Origin of the sequence: Spirosoma validum, assembly GCF_014699035.1 — a bacterium.
Classification (GTDB): domain Bacteria; phylum Bacteroidota; class Bacteroidia; order Cytophagales; family Spirosomataceae; genus Spirosoma; species Spirosoma validum.
This window is the reverse complement of the sequence record NZ_JACXAA010000012.1, coordinates 183,547-203,695: the sequence shown is the minus strand read 5'-3', so window position 1 is coordinate 203,695 and position 20,149 is coordinate 183,547. Positions and strand designations below refer to the sequence as shown.

Sequence of the window (20,149 nt, the reverse complement as noted above, 5' to 3'; positions counted from 1 at the left end):
TGGCTGCTTAATTAATCTCCATCATTATCTGTGTACGTAATGGTAATGCTCATGGCCGTCGTCATGTCAACTTTGAGCATCCGAACGGCTTTTTGCATGCGCGTGTAGACTTCAACCACTGCAGCCGTATTGGTCTTTACCTCGTCGGAGAGATTCGGTTTTAATACGTTAAGCTGCTGGTTCGTCAGGTCAAATTGTTTGTTGATAATATCGACCAGCGATGTACCGGTGCTGCTGTCTTTAGCACCCAGCGAATTCAGGTACGTTTTTAGACCAGGCCCTTCCTGCCCGGTTTTTACGTTCTTACCGTTGAAGAAGTCAATCGTAGCCTGGTGCGCTGTTTTGGCCAGTGTGAGCGAAAGGTCTTTTTTGTAATATCCTTCCACTTTGTCGGGCGCCACCGTACCATTCGCCATGGCGCCTGATGGAATCCCGAATTTACCGGACCGGATGTAGCGTTCGTAGTTGAGTACGTAGCCGTTGACCAGTTTTGAGGTTGAACAACCAGCATTCAACGCCGTACAGTTAATGAACGTATCGCGATAACCGCCGGTCGTCCAGTCTGTATAGACGGTGGTGAACATCGAATTCATCTGCGTGGTCAGCCGTTTCAGATAAGCAATTCGTTTCGCAGCGTCCGCGGCCGTTGTGTAACGCGCCACAATGGCATCGTCGGTTGCGCCAAGACCGTTGATCAGATAATCTAAAGCGGGAAAGCCCTGTTTAGGATACGAAGCCGGTACGTCGAACGCGCCCGAACCGGCGGTTACATAGGCTTCGATGCCCGTTACGTCGGTCGGGTAAATGTTGAAGAAATTGCGGAGGGTACGTTGCTCGGCTGGACCAACGTCGAACAACTCAACTTTTTGCCATTCGGTGTACGCATCAACCCAGGATTGTCGAAGTTCCGTTAACGTGGTTTTGTCGGGTTTTGCCGCAAACGCATCTGATTTAACCAGCATCGCGTCGAACTTCGTCTTGAAATTTGCGTAGCTGGGCAGAATAATATTATCAGCAATGTTCGTTAGCATCGCCTTTCGGTCACTGCTCGCCTGGTCAGTAGGATTGGTCGGTGTCGGCGTTGGTGTGGAATTATCGGTTCCTCCGCCACCACCACAAGCCCATAAAGCGCCCACGAAGGCGCACGCAAACCCGATCTGTTTCCACCTGAATCGTGTCATAATCTAAAAAGGGACAGAGCGATACGTCCTGTACCGCTCTGCTGATCCTAAAAATGAGGTTAGTAATCCCTTGTTGCTTATAATTTAAACTTCGTCTGGATCGCACTGGAAGCTGCGTCGATCTTCGTATTGGTCAGCCCCCAGAATCCGTTCGGAGCGGAGTAAACCAGATTGTTGAGCAGGCCATCCGAGAAAGTGGCATCGGCACCGTTGAGTTTAGCGTAGCGAAGGCTATAAATGAAACCCAGGCCTTCACCCATCGCATGGGCAGCGGCAGAGACGTTTGTGCCAGCCGTTTTCCATTTACCCAGGTAGCCAAGGGCCGCTGCCGCAATAGCCTTTTCCATCGCCGACCGAATGAAGGTTGCCTGTGTCTTCAGCGTTGTCATGTCGTTATTGACAATAGCCGCCCGACCGGTCAGAAGGGCTTTGTTAATTTTTGGGAAATCATCTTTATTATACTCCCACAGATACGACCCGATAAAGCTTTCGCCGGATGAAGTGGTAGTCGCTTTTGCACCGTAGACAGGGTTCGCGGTAAGAATACCGTAGATCTCATCCCAGTTTTGTTCCAGTTGCGTGTAGTTTTTACCGGAAACCAGTGTCAGGTTATCCGCAGCTAAGTTTTTATCACTCAGGAGAACGTTAGCGATGTAATCAACCTGGAAAGCGCCAATGAGCGATTTTTGAATAATCTGCGCCCACTCGATGCCTTTTTCATCGACCAGATACGTACCTAATTTACCGGCTTTGCCTTCCGAAGCGGTGGCGGTTGCCGATTTGCTGGCCGTAGCGATTGCTGGGAAAGCCGCTTCGATCGTTGTCCGTTCCTTTTCAGCATCAGCTGTTGCTAACGAAGAAGCTGTTACATTACGCAGTTGAACACCCGATGTATTTAAGGCTGTATTGGCCGTCCCCGAGAATGGGCTGCCCGTGTTCGAAAACATATTTTTCAGGACAGTCGCGTCGAGTACAGCGCCCGAACTGGCGGCTGTGCCATTGTACGTATTGATGGCCCGGAACATCAGCAGGCGGTTAGCGCTATTGGTCAGATCGACGGTTTTAGCGCCTTTGTCATCGACAAAGAAATTGGCATACGTAGTAGTATCGGTTAGCCTGGCATAATCTACTTTTTGGCGAAGCTGCGGAGAAACAGTAATTGGGTTATCCTCTTTACAAGCTGACAGGCTTGCGATAAGCAAGAGGACGGGCGCAAATCGAAGAAGTAAATTTAGTTTTAACATTATCAAATGGCTTATGAATAATTTTCGTTCAAAAGTAAGTAGTATTTAGACTTATTATAAATATAGGCTATAAATATTTGAGAAGAAAAATGTAACCCATTGAATATCAATGGTCCTTGTTTTAAGTAGTAGACTTATTTTATTACACTGAGCTGGTGTAAGAAAATAGTTAAATTGTTATTAATTGTGCTAAAAAAGTTGCTTAATTAGCTAAGAAAGACCTATCTTTGATTCAAGCTTCGTTATTCACACATCCACAGTTTGGCTTCGTAAAAAGCCAGTTCAGGGCGCTCCAAAAGTTAACTACCTAGTACTGTTTTGCGAATCAGCGAGATTCATTTTTCACTATACCGTAGTCAGTCGGTAAGTAAGCTTTGCGATTTACAACTCATTTTAAACGAGTGCTCGTCATGGCTTTTCACTTCTCAACGGGTATTATGTTAAACACCACACCTTCTGTCTGGGTCGTTGACGACGATGAGGACGATCAGATCTTTATCCAATCGGCCTTTGAAGATCTTGACAAAGAGATTTTAGTTCTGCCGATCAACGATGGGGATCAACTATTAGCCCAATTAACGAACTGCGATAAATTACCTCAATTGATTCTGCTGGACATCAACATGACCCGGCAGAATGGTTTCGATACGCTCGCGCAACTCCGTAAAACGTCTGAATTTGCCCACTTGCCGGTTGTTATGATGACCACTTCATCCGATAATTCCGACCGTCAGCGCAGTTTAGCCCTGGGCGCTAATCAATTTTTAACGAAGCCAGCGAATTATAATCAGTTAGTTAACCTCGTTAAAGACTTGACCGAAGAATGGGCATTAGCGTAAGCTCATCTCCCAGAAATCACCCGTCCCGAACCATAATTTTTTCGGCCTGATCTGAACCAACTTCCCCTGGTATCCGATTCTGTACGTATGTCTTCATCACTACGTTTAGAATTAAGTACACATACCATTGATGACCGCCCGGTGTTTGTGTCGGGCAATTTCTGCGATTGGCTCCCCGATTTAGAGGTATTTCAAATGCGACCAACTGGTCCGGGGCAGTACGAATATGAATTTTCGAAGGAACTGAATTTACCTGAACAACTGGAGTATAAATACACCCGTGGCGGCTGGGATCATGTTGAACTCGATGCGTCGGGCGAAAGCGTTGCTAACCGAACCGTAGTACGTACCGTTGATGTAAAGCGGGAACATGTACCCCACTGGCGATGGTTCGGAATGCCTTTCAATCCGGCCTTTCTACCCAAAATAGGATTACTGGGCGACACGTTCGACGTACCTATGCTCGATCGGATGCGCCGGGTGCATGTGTTACTGCCGCATGACTACGACCATACGGACAAACGCTATCCGGTATTGTATCTGCACGACGGCCAGAATTTGTTTGGGGGGGGGAGTGGCTACGGTAGCTGGGAAATTGATCAGAAAATGGCGCTTCTGGCTGCCCGAAACCACCATGAAGTGATTCTAATTTCTATCGATCATGGAAATGACGAACGTATCCGTGAATTTACGCTTCACCGCACCCGAGCGGGAGCGGGGAGGGGCCAATATTATTTAGATTTTGTTAGTCGTACGTTAAAACCGATTGTTGACCGGAGTTTCCGTACTTTACCCGATGCGGCCCATACCGGCATTGGCGGGAGTTCCCTGGGCGGACTGATCAGTATTTACGCCGGCCTGATGCATCCCGAGGTTTTTGGCCGGCTGCTGGTGTTTTCTCCTTCTCTCTGGATTTCGCCCAAGATTTATTTTGATGCCATTCGTTTTCAGGCACCTGTAGCGATGAAAGTCTATGCGTATGGGGGTGAAAAAGAATCAAGCTACATGGTGCCTAGCATTCAGCGCTTCAATGAAGCACTGGTGCGGCAGAACTATGGTGGTAATCCAATCGATATTCATCTGTCCGTTGACCCAACCGGCATTCATCAGGAAGCGCACTGGAGCCGCGAATTTCCGAAAGCGGTCGAGTGGCTATTTTATTAACAATACGTCGTTCAATATTCGGCTAGACCCAACAACTTGGAACCGGAACTATTGAACGCATTTAACGCTCATTTCTCCTGTGAACATTACCTTAACTGCCCAGTCACCCATCACTGGTGATCTGATTATCCCGGTCATACAAACCGAATCATTAGCCGATCAACTTGCCGAACTAGCGTCCAGACTGGCTATACCAGCTTCGGCTCTGCAACGCGATTTTAAAGCCGAAGCCAAGGAGGTTCTGCCGTTATACAATGCTGAGGGATATAAAACGTATCTGCTTGGATTGGGTACTGATCCTCAGGATATCGATTGGCTACGGGCTTTTCGTAAACTGTTTTTCGATCAGAAAACTAAATTGCCGACGCAACTCGGTATTGACCTGACCGCCTTTGACAGTAACGTAGTAGAAGCTCTAGTATTGGGTGTTCGTTGGGGAGGTTATGATCTTAAACTGTATCAGACCGATAAGCCGGCAGGCCCTGCTTTCTTTTCGGAGGCTGGTCAGTTGACGCTCTACGTTAACGATGATCAACTGACTTCAGCCCAGGAAGCGCTGACTCGGGCGGAAGCCATTGCACAAACGCAGCGGCAAATGCTGGATTTAATGAACGCGCCAGCTAACTATAAAAAGCCTCAAACGCTGGCCGATTGGGCTGTATCGTCCGGTAAACAATATGGTTATACCGTAACGGTGCTCAACAAGGCAGAACTGGAAAAACAGAAACTGGGCGCCTTGTTGAGCGTGAGTCAGGGTAGCGACGTACCGCCCGTGTTGATCGTTGCCGAATACAAGCCTGAAGGGATTGATAACCCGCCGAAAGTAGGTTTAGTTGGCAAGGGCGTTACGTTCGATACGGGTGGCGTGTCGATTAAACAGTCGACAAATATGCACCTTATGAAAAGCGACATGGGGGGCGCTGCGGCTGTACTCGGTACGGTCGAAGTAGCAGCTAAACTTGAGCTACCCATTCACGTAATCGGCATTGTTCCAGCTACGGAAAACTCCACCGACGGTCGTTCCACCAAACCCGGTGATGTCATTACGTCGTATATCGGCAAAACCATCGAAATCATTGATACCGATGCCGAAGGACGTGTGATTCTGGCCGATGGGCTGGGGTATATGATTCGTAATTTCCAGCCCGACGTAGTAATTGATCTGGCGACGCTGACTGGTAGCGTCATTGCGACATTAGGGTATCATGCAGCTGGGCTATTTACGCCAAACGACGAATTAGCCACGCAACTCATTCAGGCTGCAAACCAAACCGGCGAACAGGTATGGCGGCTACCGATCTGGGATGTTTATCGCGAGGATATAAAATCGGACGTAGCGGATCTGAAAAATTTCAGTGGTAAACCCATTGCCGGAGCTATTAGCGCGGCTAAGTTCCTGGAAGTATTTACCGAAAAACATCCTGCCTGGGCACACTTAGATATTGCTGGAATGGCCTTCGCAGATAATGAATTCGGCTCTCAGAAAAACGCGACGGGCTTTGGCATTCGGTTACTGGTGGCGTATCTACAGACGCTGACTGACGAAAATCACGGAAAATAGAAAGACTTAACCCATTCAGGTTGATACCTGACGCTCTTTTGTTCGTTACTTAGCTAATTAACGAACAACACTGAATTAATCATGAAAGCAAAATCCATTCACACGACCCGGTTACTAATGCTGCTTGCTCTCGGAAGTATGTACGTAGTTGGGTGTAAAAAATCGGAGACGACAACGCCCCCTGATTTAGCGGCCAACCTGGTCGGTACGTATCGAGTAACGGCTATTGGTGGTTTACCTGCTAATCTTCCCGCTACCCCTACGGCGGCATCCGTAGTCGTAGCCCGTAATGGGAGTGCGCTCGATCAGGTACAAATTACAGCGGCTTATTCGATAACCAGCGCAGTAGGCGGTCAGTCCATTACCGATTCGAAAACCATTAATCTACAGCAATCGGGTACGAATGTTGATTTGTATGATGGTACGACTAAAGTCGGCTATTGGAGTAACAATACAATTAATGCGACTGATTATCCGTTCCTGACAGCAAAAATTAGCTTCACGGCTTCGAAATAAGGTTTTTCCTGGTTTGGATAGAACGTTAGCAACAAAACCCGGCACCTGTCGGGTTTTGTTGGTTTATCTATGGAGAAATTTGTGAATCAGTATCAGAAAAATTCGTTGTTTAATCTTTTGGCCGTATCTTTTTCGTCGAAATAAGCACCCGCCATATGAGTCAACTGTCATTTTTGTGCATCGCTACGTTTTTCAAAGGGCACGATTTCATGCGTACCTGCAAGGAGCTGGGAAATACCGTTTATCTGCTGACGGATCAGAAACTCGCCAACGAAGCCTGGCCACGTGAGGCCATCGACGAATTCTTCTTTCTGCCCTCGCCGAGCAATGCCCCGAAAGATCTAGAACAAATGATACTGGGCTTATCGCACATGATGCGTTCCCGAAAAATCGATCGCGTAGTGGCGCTGGATGATTTCGACGTAGAAAAAGGCGCCCTCATTCGGGAGACGTTCCGTATCGACGGTATGGGTCAGACAACCTCCCGCTATTTCCGTGATAAACTGGCCATGCGTATGCGGGCGGCTTCGGTAGGGATTCGTGTACCCGCTTTCAGTTCATTGTTTCATGACGAAACCGTTACAGCGTTTTTGCAGACGACGGAAGCACCCTGGCTGATTAAGCCGCGCTCCGAAGCGTCGGCGACGGGTATTCGAAAAGTACATTCACTGGACGAAGCCTGGTCGGCCATTCATTTGCTGGGCGATAATCGCCACCATTATCTCATTGAGGAGTTCAAGCCCGGAAAAGTTTATCACGTCGATGCGTTGTCTGTTGACGGAAAAGCCGTTTTTACCCGTGTCAGTCAATATCTGGCAACGCCTATGGAAGTAGCTCACGGGGGTGGCGTATTTCGAACGGTTACGTTGCCACTTGATACACCCGAAACCGACGCGCTTCATCAGATTAATGATCAGGTATTGAGTGCTTTCGGAATGAGATTCAGTGCCTCGCATTCCGAATTTATTCGGGGCGACCACGATGGTGAACTGTATTTTCTGGAAACAGCATCACGAGTGGGCGGAGCGCATATTGCCGAGATGGTCGAAGCCGCATCGGGGGTGAACCTCTGGAGCGAATGGGCTAAACTCGAAGTGGCTATGGCCTGTAAAGAACACTACGTACCACCCGTCGATACAGGGGGGTATGCAGGTCTGATTGTGTCATTGGCCCGGCAGCAATGGCCAGATATGTCGGTATTTACCGAACCGGAAATCAACTGGCGAATTAAGCGTGAATACCACGTCGGGTTGATTGTCCAATCGAACGACCGGGAACGTATTCTGAGTCTGCTGGACAACTACATGCATCGAATCTACCAGGAATTCCACGCGTCGGCTCCCGTTCCCGACAAGCCTACAAATTAATTAGTATCCACGAGCGTTGGCCCGTAATGAGGCTACACATCACGGACTGAAGCTCGCGGATATACCTTACAGACTATCTTTTTTAGCTTTTCCCTTGATCGGCACTGATACGCCAAACGAACGGGGATCACTCGGTGGCTGCGTCTTTCCTTTCTTATCTCCATCCTGAGTAAGGGGTACGGGATTAGTCGGGGTTTGTGCCGTTAGCCCCCCGCCGGAAACGGGTGTATCGACGCCCGGAACAGCAACTTGTTTTTGAACGGGCTGCTGGAGCGTCTTTGACGAATCGGCTTGGCCGAAACAAACAGAGCCATATAGACTCAAAGCGAAGCAAAGAATAACTGGACGCATAAATTGAGTTCGTTGAGTAAGTAGAGTTTATCTGAGAATCGGAAACGCTACAACTACATCAACCAACTTTCACGCGTAAGGTTTAGGATAAATTCACAACTCATCAACCCGCACAAACCGATACAATTTCTGCTGGAGATCAGTCAGGAAATCATCCAGATGCGTATAGAGCTTGTCCGTACGAGCAGGAGCCGTGCCAAGGTGCATCAATAGCATAAATCCGTTCAAACCGGCAGGATGTTTTTGCTCATACTGCTGAATGGATTGGAGAATGGTCTCACTACTTCGATAATTACGATCCGTCGGCGTAGTATAGTCAGCGTGGCTTAACGTACCGGGCGTGTAGTTAATGAGCTGGATGCCCTCAGCTTTCGTCCAAGTAGCAATTCTATCGTTATACCATTCATAAGGTGGCAGAAACAGACGGGTTTTGTAACGCTGTCCGAAATGATTCAGCGCTACGTAATTGGCCCGCAAATCGGTTAAAAACTGTTCATGGCTAACCAACAGACTATCGCGCTTTGTCCAGTCACAATACAACAGATGCTGATCGGAGTGTGGACCAACGTAATGCCCGTCCCGAACCAGTTGCTGAATCAGATCGGTAAACGCCGGATTACGTAAAAAACGGCCTGTCAGAAAAAATGAAGCCCGGACGTTATGCTTTCGCAATGTCCGGGCAATGGTTGAGCCACCGTCGGCAAACTCGTCGCCAGTAAAAACCAGCGCCAGCCGTTTACGCGTCGTATCACCCCGAATTTTAGCCCCTTTAAAATACGTCGATTTCGGATCGATAGCTGTTGGCTGTCTCTGTTTTATGACAGGTTGACTTGTCTTTCTTGGTGACGTAGCGTTACGGGTGGGCGTGATACGTTCGGCCTGTTTAGCGGCCAGCAGATAAATGAGCGTAGCCGTGCCGTCCATTGTTGGTTCGTTGGTGCTGTAATCGCCGTAATCATCGTGATACACTGCTACGTTGCTTTGAAAAGCGGCATAGGCATCGGGTTTGTGTAGCTCGATACCGAGCAGCTTTCCATAAATACTTCCCCGTATTGGCCCGTCGACCAGCCCACCGTCGAGCGGATAATTGTTCAGATGCGTAAACGACGAGTGCGGATCAACAGGCGTATCGCCATTGGTAGGAAGGCCGTACACGAAACTGGTTCCCCACGGATTACAGCCAAAAAGCCAGTCGAAGTTAGCCTGTTCAAAAGCCAGATAGTGACGGTCGCCGGTGAGTTGACGATACCAGAAACATTGCGTAGTGAACGAGGTCGTGAGGTTATTGCTGCACCAGATAAACGGCACGCCCCGATAGAACGCGTTTTGCTGAGCACGCTTCCAGATCGTCTCGATACCGGCTTTGTAAAAGTCAGTAACTGTTTTTCGGCGATTACCCGTCAGCTTTTTTGCCAGTTCCGCATGGCCGACATTCACAAACGGATACCACTGATAATGCCGGGCTGTATCGTTTAGAATCCAGGGCGTAACGGGTTCCCGGTGGGCGAAATCCAGCGCGGTATTCAACAACGTAGTGGATTGTTTATCAGCCGATTTTGTTACGTTTAGTTGTTCAACTGTAGCTAATTCCATATCATCGGTGTAATTGTCCTCTTCGTAGAAATAAGGTGCTCGGCCGGGAGCCGTCTGACAGTTACCTGGCTTTTGCAAACCGAGTTGATACGCCGTCTGGGACCGTTTTCGGAGTAGATCAACGTAACGCTGGCTAGTCTCATCAGTCGGGCGACGGCGTATCAGTTGATGACCGAGTGCTAGTGCACTACTCACTTTACCCGCTGTAGAGGCCACGCCCGTTGCCCGATTTTTATACTTAAATAAGCCCTGTGGCTGACCCGTAGCAAAGTAAACCGGACGCTCGAATCCTTTGCCATAAAACGGATCTTCTTTGGGTAGTCGAAAGCCAACATGATCGCGGTCGTCGGCGAGTTGGTTGAACAGCCAATCGTCGGTCGGGTGCATTTTCAGAAGCCAGTCGAGTCCCCATTTCGCTTCGTCCAGTACGTCTGGCTGACCGTTCGCTCCTTCCAGACCGTTCGCCTGATGACCATCAGTAAATACCTGAGGGAAATCTCGAAAAGCAGCCAATAGATGATAAGCCGCGTTGGCCGAGGTCGTTACGTATTGCAGGTAATCCGTTGCGTCGTGCCAGCCACCCGATACGTCGATGTGCGTACTGTCGGGCATGGGGCCATACATCGTGTAGCCATCATGCGTATGGCAGGAATCTTTTAGAAATGGGTTGTAGCCGCTACGTTGCTGGCGCATGTATCGCAAGCAGAAGTCAGCCGCACCATTGTACACATTCTCGCCAATCCAAAACGTAGGTGAACGAACGCCATCTGCCGTGCGTAAATAATACCGGCCGGGTTTCTGGAAAGTCGAGAAATCGAGTCGATATGTTTGTTGAAACGGTCCATAACTCCCAAATTCTTTACCGGCTGACAGCTGTTGAACGGCCTGATTAGTTGGTTCATCAACGAGTTGAAACTGAGCGATTGTCTGTTCCGCTAAACTTCCCCAAACAGCAACCTTGGGGCTGCCAGGACGATACCCAAGCAAGTTGACCCGGATAACAGCAGACGGCTCATCAGGAAGAGTAAGAGCCAGTGAGCTGACAAGGAGAGCAATAAAAAGAATTAAACGAGCGAACATGATTCTCGGCTAATTGTCAAATGGGTGCTAGAAAATTAAACAAGTTCTATAGCTTATTCAGCAGTCCCATCATCATTTCCTTGAAATAATCGCCGTTGTAGGGGCCAAACCAGTTCATGTCCCGCGTTTCGTAGGTTGGTCGATTGTAGTAACTATCCGGCGTTACGTAACCGATGTAGCCACCGTCAAAGCTGGTAATCAGTAAATTAAACCCTTTTTTTGCCGCTACTGGCTGTAATTGGGCTGATAGTTCGCCCGAAAAATCGCAGGGGGTGCCGAGCAGTACAGTTTTGCCGATACGTAGCGCTTTCAAATCAGAGGGATAGTCGCCATAGATCGCGTAGAACAACCAGGGGCGAATGCGCCAGTTGCCAATTACGCGTGGGTGTGGTTCGCGAAGACCGAGCGGTAAGCTTAGTATTTTCAGCGTACTGTCGGACTTTAGTTGAATTTCAGGAATAGTACGTTCGATACGTAGTGCCAGATCGCCCGCGTAATTTCGAACCTCCTGAAAGTCGGTCTTGCCTCTTGCCTCCGGTCCTGTACTACCAACGGCTCCAGCCATAAATACGGCAAAATCCGCCGATTTCTTTTCCAGCCGATCAACCAATGATCCCGGATAATCGCGGCTGAGGTAATTCCATTTGTCATCATCAAATAACGTAGCGTGGCCTGCGAATGAACAGAGCAGTGCTGATTCGCCCTGAGTCCGATCTGGATTGGCAATCTTTTGAAGCTTCAGGAGACGAATCTTTCCGTCGAGTGGACCAGTTGGTCCTGAGTCGCCAATTCGATTGTAGATATGATCGGTAGCATCAACCTGGCCGTAACCAATCTGTACAGGGGCCATATTCGACTGGGCACTACGTATCGCCTGCAACACCCCATCCGTAATGCGCGTCACGATCGTCTCATCATAACCACCGGCAATTAGTTGACCGACCAATCCTGGTGCCCAGCCGCCCATGCTGTTATGCGAATGGATCGCGCCCATATACACATTCTCCCAGCGCAACCCAACTTCAGGCAGGCGTTTCTTCAGGACTTCCACTACGGTTGGGGGCGTAATAAGCAGGTCTAAACCAACAACCGCTACGTTGGTACTGCCATTATTGAGGACGATGGCGCGAGCATAAATCGAGTCACTGACAACATGCCAATGTTTACCTTGTCGGGCACCATAACCGCCGGTCGGTGTGGAGTAGGGGGGGGTAATGTTCGCTTTTGCCCAACCCGCCCGGATAGCCGCTTTTGGCGCTGGAGAAGCTGGAAGTTTCGCCAGACGTTGTTTTGTTTGCTGGTAATAGGGCATCTGCTGATAAGGTGTATCATCAACGGGAGCTAAACTGACAGCCAGAACCAGAAGAATAAACGCAACCAGACCCAGCAGAATTTTCAGGAAAATGCGAACGAATTTCATATGACTTGCTAACGTGAGCGGATTCGGACGCAAGCAACAAAAAAAAGCCGTACGGAAAAGTCAAAAAAAAGGCACCGGGAAAATCCCCGATGCCTTTCACATCACCCTGCCGGTTTCCCGGCCTCCCTATTAGAGCTTTTAATGCTCAAGCCATTTCTGGCTTCACAATGTCAATAGTTGGATAATATGCGTTTTGCTTAACTAATTCTGGTTGCTTATATCATTGCATCCCTCAACGGAAATGTAATTGCTTCGCTAAAAGCTTATCCTAAGAACGCTTCTCGTAGATACCTACGAGAAGCAGCGATTTTCGGATTTCATTAGTTTGAAAATAATTACAAAAAAGTTTCAGATCAGTGAAATGATCGCTGCATATGTTAGCTTTATTTTGAGCTATTGATCTAAAAATCAATAAATTGTCTTTTGCGAAAAAGTATTGGTTGATTACATGAAAATTTTCTCAATCGCGTGATTTATTGATTCTATTAGGAAAGGCAAAAGCCTGGGCTCCTACGAATCGCTACGTGGCTATATAATCCACAGTGAATGGCATAGGATTATTTAAATAGATTCCTCTTATCTACTAACAACCTGGTTCATCTAAGACTTAAGAGTTATCGCTATACGACTTTCGTGAATAAGATTCGGAATTCGTCGTTGGCTGACTCATCTTATGTTTAACGACCGTCGGTTACTGCTGATCTTTGTTATGGCCCTGGTCGACGTGGTTGCGGCTGGTGCTTTGGGTGCTCTGTTGAATAAATTCGTAATAGACCTGCCCGCTAAACCCGTACTGCTTACCGGTGGAACTGCGCTGATGCTGGCGATTCAACTAGGGTTCTCGCCTGCCATTGGTCATTGGTCCGACAAAATTGGTCGCAGACCAGCTGTCATAGCGACAACCATTTTCTCGTTATTGTCGTCATTATTTCTGTTGCCTGTTCAGGCCTGGGGATACGTAGCAAACCGAGTGTCCAAAGGCGCAACGAATGGGCTATATGCGGTGCTACGTTCGTCTGTTGCTGATCTGACGAAGGGTGAGGAGCTTGTCAAATATTCGGGTCTGCTGAGCTTTATCGTTGGTGGCGGAGCGTTCCTTGGTCCAATGGTCGGCGCTTTATTGTTGATACCCTTGCACGAAGCACGTCATGATGCGTTGCCACTGGTTATTCTGATGCTTGCTTTGTGCGGACTAAACATCGTACTAGCTCTTTTCTATAAGGAAACTAACGATAAGCCTAAGGAGAAAGTAACGTTTAGTGAGTTAAAAGATAAGGCCATTAGTGCGTTCAAAATAAGAGCAGCATGGAGCCAGTTAAGCAAAGCCGATGAAAAGGTGCCGGGGAGTAAATCAATCTTTATTCTGAATATGCTGGCGACCCTGGGCTTTGGTTATTACGCCTTTTTTGTGGCTTTTCTGACGCAGAGTGACCTGGCCATGGAGCCATTGGATACGGCTTACTTCTTCCTCTATTTTGGTGGACTAGCCTGTCTAGCCAACATCGTATTTTTTCGGTACATCGTCAGTCATGTCAATAAACGAAAAACGGTTATCGCTATCGTGCTGCTCAGTATTCTGGTACAGATCGGTTATTGTTTCTCCGAGTCGTCCGTTACGTTGCTGTACGTAGTGGCTGGTGTTGATGCACTTACCGTCTCAATCATTGGTGGATTGATCGGCGGTATGTTGACGAACGTGACTCAGGCAGGCGGGGGCCAAGGCGAGCAATTCGGTACTATTCAGGGGTTGGGCGGCTTAGCCAGTTTCGTGACGGCTCTAGTGAATACGTTGTTATCGGGAGTGAGTATGAAAGCACCGTTTATTTTTTGTGCCTTATCGTCGGTCGTCGTTGTCTGGTGGACCCTGCGCTTGCCTGAAGAAGCCCGAAAATATACCGACAGAACGGCGGCTGAACGCAAACAGGATGAAGCCGCGGAAGCCAAACCTGCCAGCGCATAATAGTGACGAATATTTTTCAAAGTAGGCAGTATCCCAAGGCTGTTAAGTTCTATTTTTTTATCCTATAGGGATGCAATCTTAGTAGCAGAGAAGACCAGATCGTATTATCAGAACTCCGTAGGAGTGACATCTTTGGTGTAAAATGTCACTCCTACGGAGTTCTGGAGGGCCTATTCAATTATTTTCTACAAAGATTGCATCCCTATGGGATTAGTATTTAACAGCCCTGGGCAGTAGGCAATTAGCCGAACAAAGCACTTTACTGGGCGGTTACTCAATAATTCAACGGACTATACCCATGATTCAAGCTGCTCTCAAAGCGTTTCAGATTGGTTTAGTGGCTGGCATGCGTAGTATGACGGCTCCAGCTCTTGTCAGTTATAAACTGTCGCATCTAAACGGCAAACTGCCTGCTGACTCGAAGCTTCATTTTCTGGCATCGCCCACGGCTACAACGGTTTTAGGAGTGATGGCCGGTGGTGAATTGATTGGGGATAAACTGCCCAACGCTTCCGACTGAACGATACCAATTTCCGTATTTGGTCGGATGGCGTCGGGCGCTATGTCGGGAGCCGCCTTGACTGAATCAGATGGTAAGTCGGCTACGTTTGGTGCTGTTTTCGGTGCGCTGGGAGCTGCTACCGGTACGTTTGCGTTTTTTCATCTGCGTCATTGGTTTACACACCAGAAAGGTTTCGCCGATCCGTTGGTTGCTCTGGCCGAAGATGTATTGGCTATCGGGACAGGTTGGCAACTGATAAACGAATCCGCAATTCCTCAGGAAAATTAAGTATCTATAGACGATAAGACAAAGCCCTGCTACAGTTCTGAACTGTGGCAGGGCTTTATCGTTGACCAGGCTCACCGCATAAAATGATTAGTTACCCGCCTTTCACCAGAATCAAGGAGTTACGTAACAGGTCATTGCTTTCGCTTATCTTTGCGGTTCTCAACACTTCGTCAATCTTAATAGATTTCTGTATGGGTCAATAACGCATCGTTATTCATTCAATATCCATTGCGGCACCAATTCATTCTTTCGCTCAGTATTAATGCAGGTTCTTAAATTCGGCGGTACGTCGGTCGGCTCAGTTGAGAGCATCAAACAAGTTATTCAGATTATTGATAGTCACCGGCAAAACGGTGATCACATAGCCGTTGTGTTCTCCGCAATGGGGGGCGTAACCAATCAGCTAATCGAGATTGGCCGGATGGCTACATCGGGCGAAACGGACTATATGGAACTGGTCCGGCGGATTGAAGATCGGCATTTTAACGTAGTAAAAGCGCTGATTCCGGTAAAAGAGCAGAGTAAGATATTTGCCAACGTTCGGGGAATTATCAACGAATTGGAAGATCTGTTGCGGGGCGTTTCACTGATCCGCGAACTTACGTTACGTACGCATGACCTCATTACCAGCTTTGGCGAGCGCTTATCCACAACGGTCATTACCGAATGTGTAAAAAGCCGGGGCATTCCAGCGCAGTACTGCGATGCGCGTCAACTGATCAAAACCGATGCGCAGTTTGGTCATGCCGAAGTGAATTATACGCTAACGAATCAGCTGATTCAGGACCATTTCGCTAAATCGTCTGATCGGTCCGGCGCTCCGGTACAGATGATCACCGGTTTCATTGGCTCGACGGAGAAAAATGAAACGACAACCCTCGGTCGGGGCGGTTCGGATTATACGGCGTCGATTATCGGCGCGGCTCTCAATGCCGAAGTTATCGACATCTGGACCGACGTAAACGGCATGATGACGGCTGACCCGCGTAAGGTTCCCAACGCATTTAACATCCCGACCATTACGTATGCTGAGGCCATGGAACTCAGTCACTTTGGCGCCAAAGTGATCTATCCACCGAGTTTGCAGCCCGCCTTCGCCCGCAATATTCCGATTCGCGTCTTAAATACGTTTAACACAGAACACAAAGGCACCGTCGTTAGTCGCACCGCCGACCGTCGGCAATATACCATTACGGGGATTTCGAGCATCGATGACATTGCACTCGTAAACGTTCAAGGGTCGGGGATGATCGGTGTCGCAGGCGTTTCGGCCAAACTGTTTGGTATACTGGCTGCTCATAAAATCAGCGTTATTCTGATCTCACAGGCATCGTCGGAACACTCTATCTGTTTCGCCATCGACCCGCGCGGAGCCGAGAATGTAAAGGCGGTGCTGGATGCTGAATTTGCCGTCGAAATTGAACACGGGCATATCGATAACATCACCATTGAGCGCGACTTGTCAGTCATTGCAACGGTAGGGGAGGGTATGAAAAAAAGCTCGGGCATTGCCGGGAAACTGTTCTCGGTTCTGGGCAAGAATGGGGTTAATGTCGTCGCCGTTGCGCAGGGATCGTCGGAAATAAACATCTCGGTAGTTATCAACAAAAATAACCTATCGAAAGCCCTTAACTCGCTGCATAACATCTTCTTTCAGTCCGAAGCGCGGGTATTGAATCTGTACTTAGTCGGTACGGGTCTGATAGGGCGAACGTTGCTGAAGCAGATTTTCGATCAGTCAGAATTTCTGCGTTCAGAGAAGTTACTAAAGGTCTGCGTAGTAGGCATGACCAATACCAAAAAGATGCTGCTCGACCCCCAGGGCGTTTCGCTGGACGACTGGCGCGAACGGCTACTAACCGAGGGTGTAACGACGTCACTGCCGGCTTTTGTTGAACGGATTAAAGATTACAACCTACCCAACTCCGTCTTTATCGACTGTACATCCGACAAAGACATCGTCCAGTTTTACGATTCATTGCTGGATGCCAATATCTCAGTCGTTACGCCTAACAAAGTAGCCAACTCCGGTCCATATAGCGAATACCGACGGTTGCAACGTACTGCGCTGAACCGGGGCGTCAAATTTCTCTACGAAACGAACGTAGGCGCGGGTTTGCCGATCATCAACACCGTGCAGGGCCTAATGACATCTGGTGATCGTTTTCTGAAAATCGAAGCGATTTTATCCGGTACGTTGTCGTTCATTTTCAATACGTTCCGGCCCGGTACGTCCTTCGCCGATGTCGTGCGTGAAGCCAAAGAGAAAGGGTATACTGAACCCGATCCACGCGATGATCTGAGCGGTCAGGACGTAGCGCGAAAAATTCTGATTCTGGCGCGTGAAGCCGGTTTTCCACTCGAACCGGAAGACGTAACAATTACAAACCTGTTGCCACAATCCTGCCTGGACGCACCCACCATTCCGGCCTTTTTTGAGGAACTGGAACGGAACAACGAATACTTCGAAAACCTGCTTCGTGACGCCGAAATCAGAGGGGAGAAACTACGGTTTGTGGCCAGTTTCGAGAACAACAAAGCGACCATTGGCTTACGACCTGTGGGCTTAGATCACCCCTTCTATCAGCTAACGGGCGCCGATAACATTGTTTCGTTCACAACCGAACGGTATAAAGATCGACCACTTGTGATAAAGGGACCCGGCGCGGGGGCAGAGGTAACGGCATCGGGCGTCTTCGCTGACGTGGTGAGCATCGGGAGTTATTTGGCGTAGGAATTGTTAACTTCGTTGAAAACGAACAAACTAGCTATGAGCCGTCGACAATTAGTAGAACAGGCTATGCAAGCCATTAATCAACTGCCTGAAGATAAGATCAGTGAAGTAGTTGATTTCGCATCATACATCCTAAAAAAGCATGAAGAAGCAGTTCTGCAAAAAGGAATAGAACGATTGGTTGAAACCTCAGATGCCTTTGGCTTTTTGCATGACGAAGAGGATTTGTATATGCTGGATGATTTGAAAGAGCGGTATAAATGAAACAGGGTGATTTAGTATTGATTCCGTTTCCGTTTACTGATTTGTCAGGCAGTAAAATCAGACCTGCATTAGTCTTGATCGCAACATCACTCGATGTTACGCTGGGCTTCATCACAACACAACTTTAATGGCATGAACCGACAGACGTATTGCTTACGCCAAGTAGTGTCAATGGTTTGAAAAAACCTTCACTAGTTCGGCTCAGTAAATTGGCGACTATCGATGCGTCACTGGTTCAAGGCCGCTTAGGGGTAGTAGACCATAATCAATTGCAGTCGGTTCATCATAATCTGAGATTATTATTACAACTATGACGGCCGAGGCTGTCGTAATCATCGGGAGCTACTTGGCTTAGCAAGCCCATGAGAAGGTAGATATAGCACAAAAACCAGAAAAAATCGTAACTTCGTAAACGACAAGTTATTCTTCCTCCGTGATCGCCGATCCCCATCAGCAGGCCCTTACTGACCGCATTCGAGACATCGGACATCCCGAATCGGTCCGACGTTTCTTCGGATTGCTGAAAGAGCTGATCGATATGGTCAACCTGCCCAATGGCGATGCTCGACTGGCATTTGTCGTGCGGCAGGACAAATCGTCCATTACGGCGAATATTAATTTCTTTCAGGCGCTACGTATTCAGAAGCCCCGTCGGGGTGAGGTTGAATACCATCTAACGGTCAAAAAATCGTGCTACGATCGGCTGAAAAGCATTGAGGAACTGGTGTTTGAGCCACTGACCGAGAAGTCGGACTATCTGACGATCGTTATCGGTCAATCCAACGTCCACCTGCTGTATAACCCAACACTGCGAACCTGTTGGGAGGACTGTCTGCTTGAACTTGTTGAGAGTAACAAACGTGGTCCGCATTCCGCCCGGCATAATGCCGACGTCTATCAGGCTGCTGAAGATGAAGCGTTTCTGAGTGAAATAATCCGATTGGCTGATGATCCTACCCTGGGCCGGTACGCCGGACCGGATCGAATCTTGAATGGACATAGCGTTGAAGAATCCGAGGCTGATTACGAAACTGAATCTATACTTCCTGATCAACCGCATAATCTAATCCTGTTCGGACCACCAGGTACGGGCAAAACCTTTGCTCTACAGCCCTATCTGCGAAACGAAAACTCCAGTTTGATCACGTTTCACCCATCGTATAGCTATGAAGAATTTGTCGAAGGTATTCGGCCGGAAGCTAACAACGGGCAGATTAGCTACCGGGTTCAAAAGGGAATTTTTCACAAAGCGTGTTTATCCGCAATTAACCAGGCGGGGTATAGTACGCTGGCTGATTGCCTGAACGATACGCCGGAGAACCGGAGTCATAAATTGCGGAAAGCCCCGGCGCATTATCTGCTCATTGACGAAGTGAATCGGGCCAACGTAGCGAGTGTATTTGGGGATTTGATTACGTTGCTCGAAGCAGACAAACGACTTGGCGCCGACCATGAACTCTGGGTAACCCTGCCCTATTCGCGAGAGCGGTTTGGCGTACCCATCAACCTGTTTGTGGTTGCCACGATGAACACGACCGACCGCTCCATTGCGCTCTTGGATATTGCGTTACGTCGTCGGTTTGCCTTTCGTGAAATGTTGCCCGATCCGTCTATCTTAGGCACTGTCGAGGGTATCGATCTGGCACAGCTCTTACGGATGATGAATGAACGTATCGAATATCTGCTTGACCGCGATCATCAAATTGGCCATGCGTACTTAACGTGTGTCGAAACCCTTTCAGATCTATGCACTGCATTCCGCGATCGAATTATTCCGCTGTTGCAGGAATATTTTTTCAACGACTGGTCAAAAATTCAGTTGGTGTTGGGCGATAATCCCATCTGGGGAAAAGAGCCAGAGCAACGGCTGATCTGGATCAAAAAGAAATATACGGCTAATGCCGCCAGTAAGTTGTTCGGCGAACTACCCGATGCAATGGATGAGGTTGTTACGTATGAAATCAACCCACATCTTCAACAGGGCGATTACGAACAGATTCCTGCTGAAGCGTTTATCAAGATTTATCAAAAATAATGCATTAACGGGTTTAGCCCGTTAGCAAAACCTAAATCCCATTGATACCC

General features: G+C 48.3%; 16 protein-coding genes and 1 pseudogene. 12 read left to right on the top strand and 5 right to left on the bottom strand.

The window, feature by feature from the left end; translation table 11 throughout:
- Positions 1 to 11: 11 nt before the first annotated feature.
- Positions 12 to 1,181 (bottom strand): imelysin family protein, encoded by a 1,170-nt coding sequence (locus IC230_RS26515; protein ID WP_191042086.1) that lies wholly within the window; start codon positions 1,179 to 1,181, stop codon positions 12 to 14.
- Between the two features lie 77 nt (positions 1,182 to 1,258).
- Positions 1,259 to 2,425 (bottom strand): DUF4856 domain-containing protein, encoded by a 1,167-nt coding sequence (locus tag IC230_RS26510; protein WP_191042085.1) that lies wholly within the window; start codon positions 2,423 to 2,425, stop codon positions 1,259 to 1,261.
- A 410-nt stretch (positions 2,426 to 2,835) separates the two neighbouring features.
- Here IC230_RS26510 and IC230_RS26505 point away from each other — a divergent pair, with 410 nt between their 5' ends.
- The 5 genes from IC230_RS26505 to IC230_RS26485 all read left to right on the top strand — a co-directional run bounded on the left by IC230_RS26505 (position 2,836) and on the right by IC230_RS26485 (position 7,872).
- Complete coding sequence (locus IC230_RS26505) at positions 2,836 to 3,264, top strand: response regulator (RefSeq protein ID WP_191042084.1); 429 nt, start codon at positions 2,836 to 2,838, stop codon at positions 3,262 to 3,264.
- A gap of 87 nt (positions 3,265 to 3,351) precedes the next feature.
- Positions 3,352 to 4,428, top strand: a complete 1,077-nt coding sequence (locus tag IC230_RS26500) for an alpha/beta hydrolase (RefSeq protein WP_191042083.1) — start codon at positions 3,352 to 3,354, stop codon at positions 4,426 to 4,428.
- Positions 4,429 to 4,507: 79 nt separating this feature from the next.
- A complete protein-coding gene (locus IC230_RS26495) occupies positions 4,508 to 5,989 on the top strand; it encodes a leucyl aminopeptidase family protein (protein WP_191042082.1) in 1,482 nt (493 codons plus the stop codon).
- An 81-nt stretch (positions 5,990 to 6,070) separates the two neighbouring features.
- Entirely contained in the window at positions 6,071 to 6,505 is a 435-nt protein-coding gene (locus IC230_RS26490) for a hypothetical protein (protein ID WP_191042081.1), read from the top strand.
- A gap of 155 nt (positions 6,506 to 6,660) precedes the next feature.
- Positions 6,661 to 7,872: an ATP-grasp domain-containing protein gene (locus IC230_RS26485; protein WP_191042080.1), complete on the top strand. Its 1,212-nt coding sequence runs from the start codon at positions 6,661 to 6,663 to the stop codon at positions 7,870 to 7,872.
- Positions 7,873 to 7,938: 66 nt separating this feature from the next.
- On the opposite strand, the gene IC230_RS26480 is transcribed toward IC230_RS26485, so the two are convergent.
- The 3 genes from IC230_RS26480 to IC230_RS26470 form a co-directional block, all read right to left on the bottom strand.
- A complete protein-coding gene (locus IC230_RS26480; RefSeq protein WP_191042079.1) occupies positions 7,939 to 8,223 on the bottom strand; it encodes a hypothetical protein in 285 nt (94 codons plus the stop codon).
- A 93-nt stretch (positions 8,224 to 8,316) separates the two neighbouring features.
- Positions 8,317 to 10,896 (bottom strand): glycoside hydrolase family 9 protein, encoded by a 2,580-nt coding sequence (locus IC230_RS26475; protein ID WP_191042078.1) that lies wholly within the window; start codon positions 10,894 to 10,896, stop codon positions 8,317 to 8,319.
- A gap of 46 nt (positions 10,897 to 10,942) precedes the next feature.
- Positions 10,943 to 12,316, bottom strand: coding sequence for a neutral/alkaline non-lysosomal ceramidase N-terminal domain-containing protein (locus IC230_RS26470; protein ID WP_191042077.1), 1,374 nt, complete (start codon positions 12,314 to 12,316; stop codon positions 10,943 to 10,945).
- Between the two features lie 673 nt (positions 12,317 to 12,989).
- On the opposite strand from IC230_RS26470, the gene IC230_RS26465 reads away from it, so the two are divergent.
- From IC230_RS26465 to IC230_RS26440, 7 genes and pseudogenes are all read left to right on the top strand, one after another.
- A complete protein-coding gene (locus IC230_RS26465) occupies positions 12,990 to 14,276 on the top strand; it encodes an MFS transporter (protein WP_191042076.1) in 1,287 nt (428 codons plus the stop codon).
- Positions 14,277 to 14,574: 298 nt separating this feature from the next.
- Complete coding sequence (locus IC230_RS34165; protein ID WP_223860860.1) at positions 14,575 to 14,796, top strand: hypothetical protein; 222 nt, start codon at positions 14,575 to 14,577, stop codon at positions 14,794 to 14,796.
- A gap of 27 nt (positions 14,797 to 14,823) precedes the next feature.
- Positions 14,824 to 15,066 carry a hypothetical protein gene (locus IC230_RS34160; protein WP_223860859.1) on the top strand — a complete coding sequence of 81 codons (243 nt, stop codon included), beginning with the start codon at positions 14,824 to 14,826 and terminating at the stop codon, positions 15,064 to 15,066.
- 262 nt (positions 15,067 to 15,328) lie between these two features.
- Positions 15,329 to 17,800, top strand: a complete 2,472-nt coding sequence (gene thrA, locus IC230_RS26455; RefSeq protein ID WP_191042075.1) for a bifunctional aspartate kinase/homoserine dehydrogenase I — start codon at positions 15,329 to 15,331, stop codon at positions 17,798 to 17,800.
- Between the two features lie 36 nt (positions 17,801 to 17,836).
- Entirely contained in the window at positions 17,837 to 18,064 is a 228-nt protein-coding gene (locus IC230_RS26450; protein WP_191042074.1) for a DUF2281 domain-containing protein, read from the top strand.
- 146 nt (positions 18,065 to 18,210) lie between these two features.
- Positions 18,211 to 18,378, top strand: a pseudogene (locus IC230_RS34155) (type II toxin-antitoxin system PemK/MazF family toxin); the annotation flags it as partial.
- A gap of 119 nt (positions 18,379 to 18,497) precedes the next feature.
- Complete coding sequence (locus tag IC230_RS26440) at positions 18,498 to 20,099, top strand: McrB family protein (RefSeq protein ID WP_191042073.1); 1,602 nt, start codon at positions 18,498 to 18,500, stop codon at positions 20,097 to 20,099.
- The last annotated feature ends 50 nt before the right edge of the window (positions 20,100 to 20,149 follow it).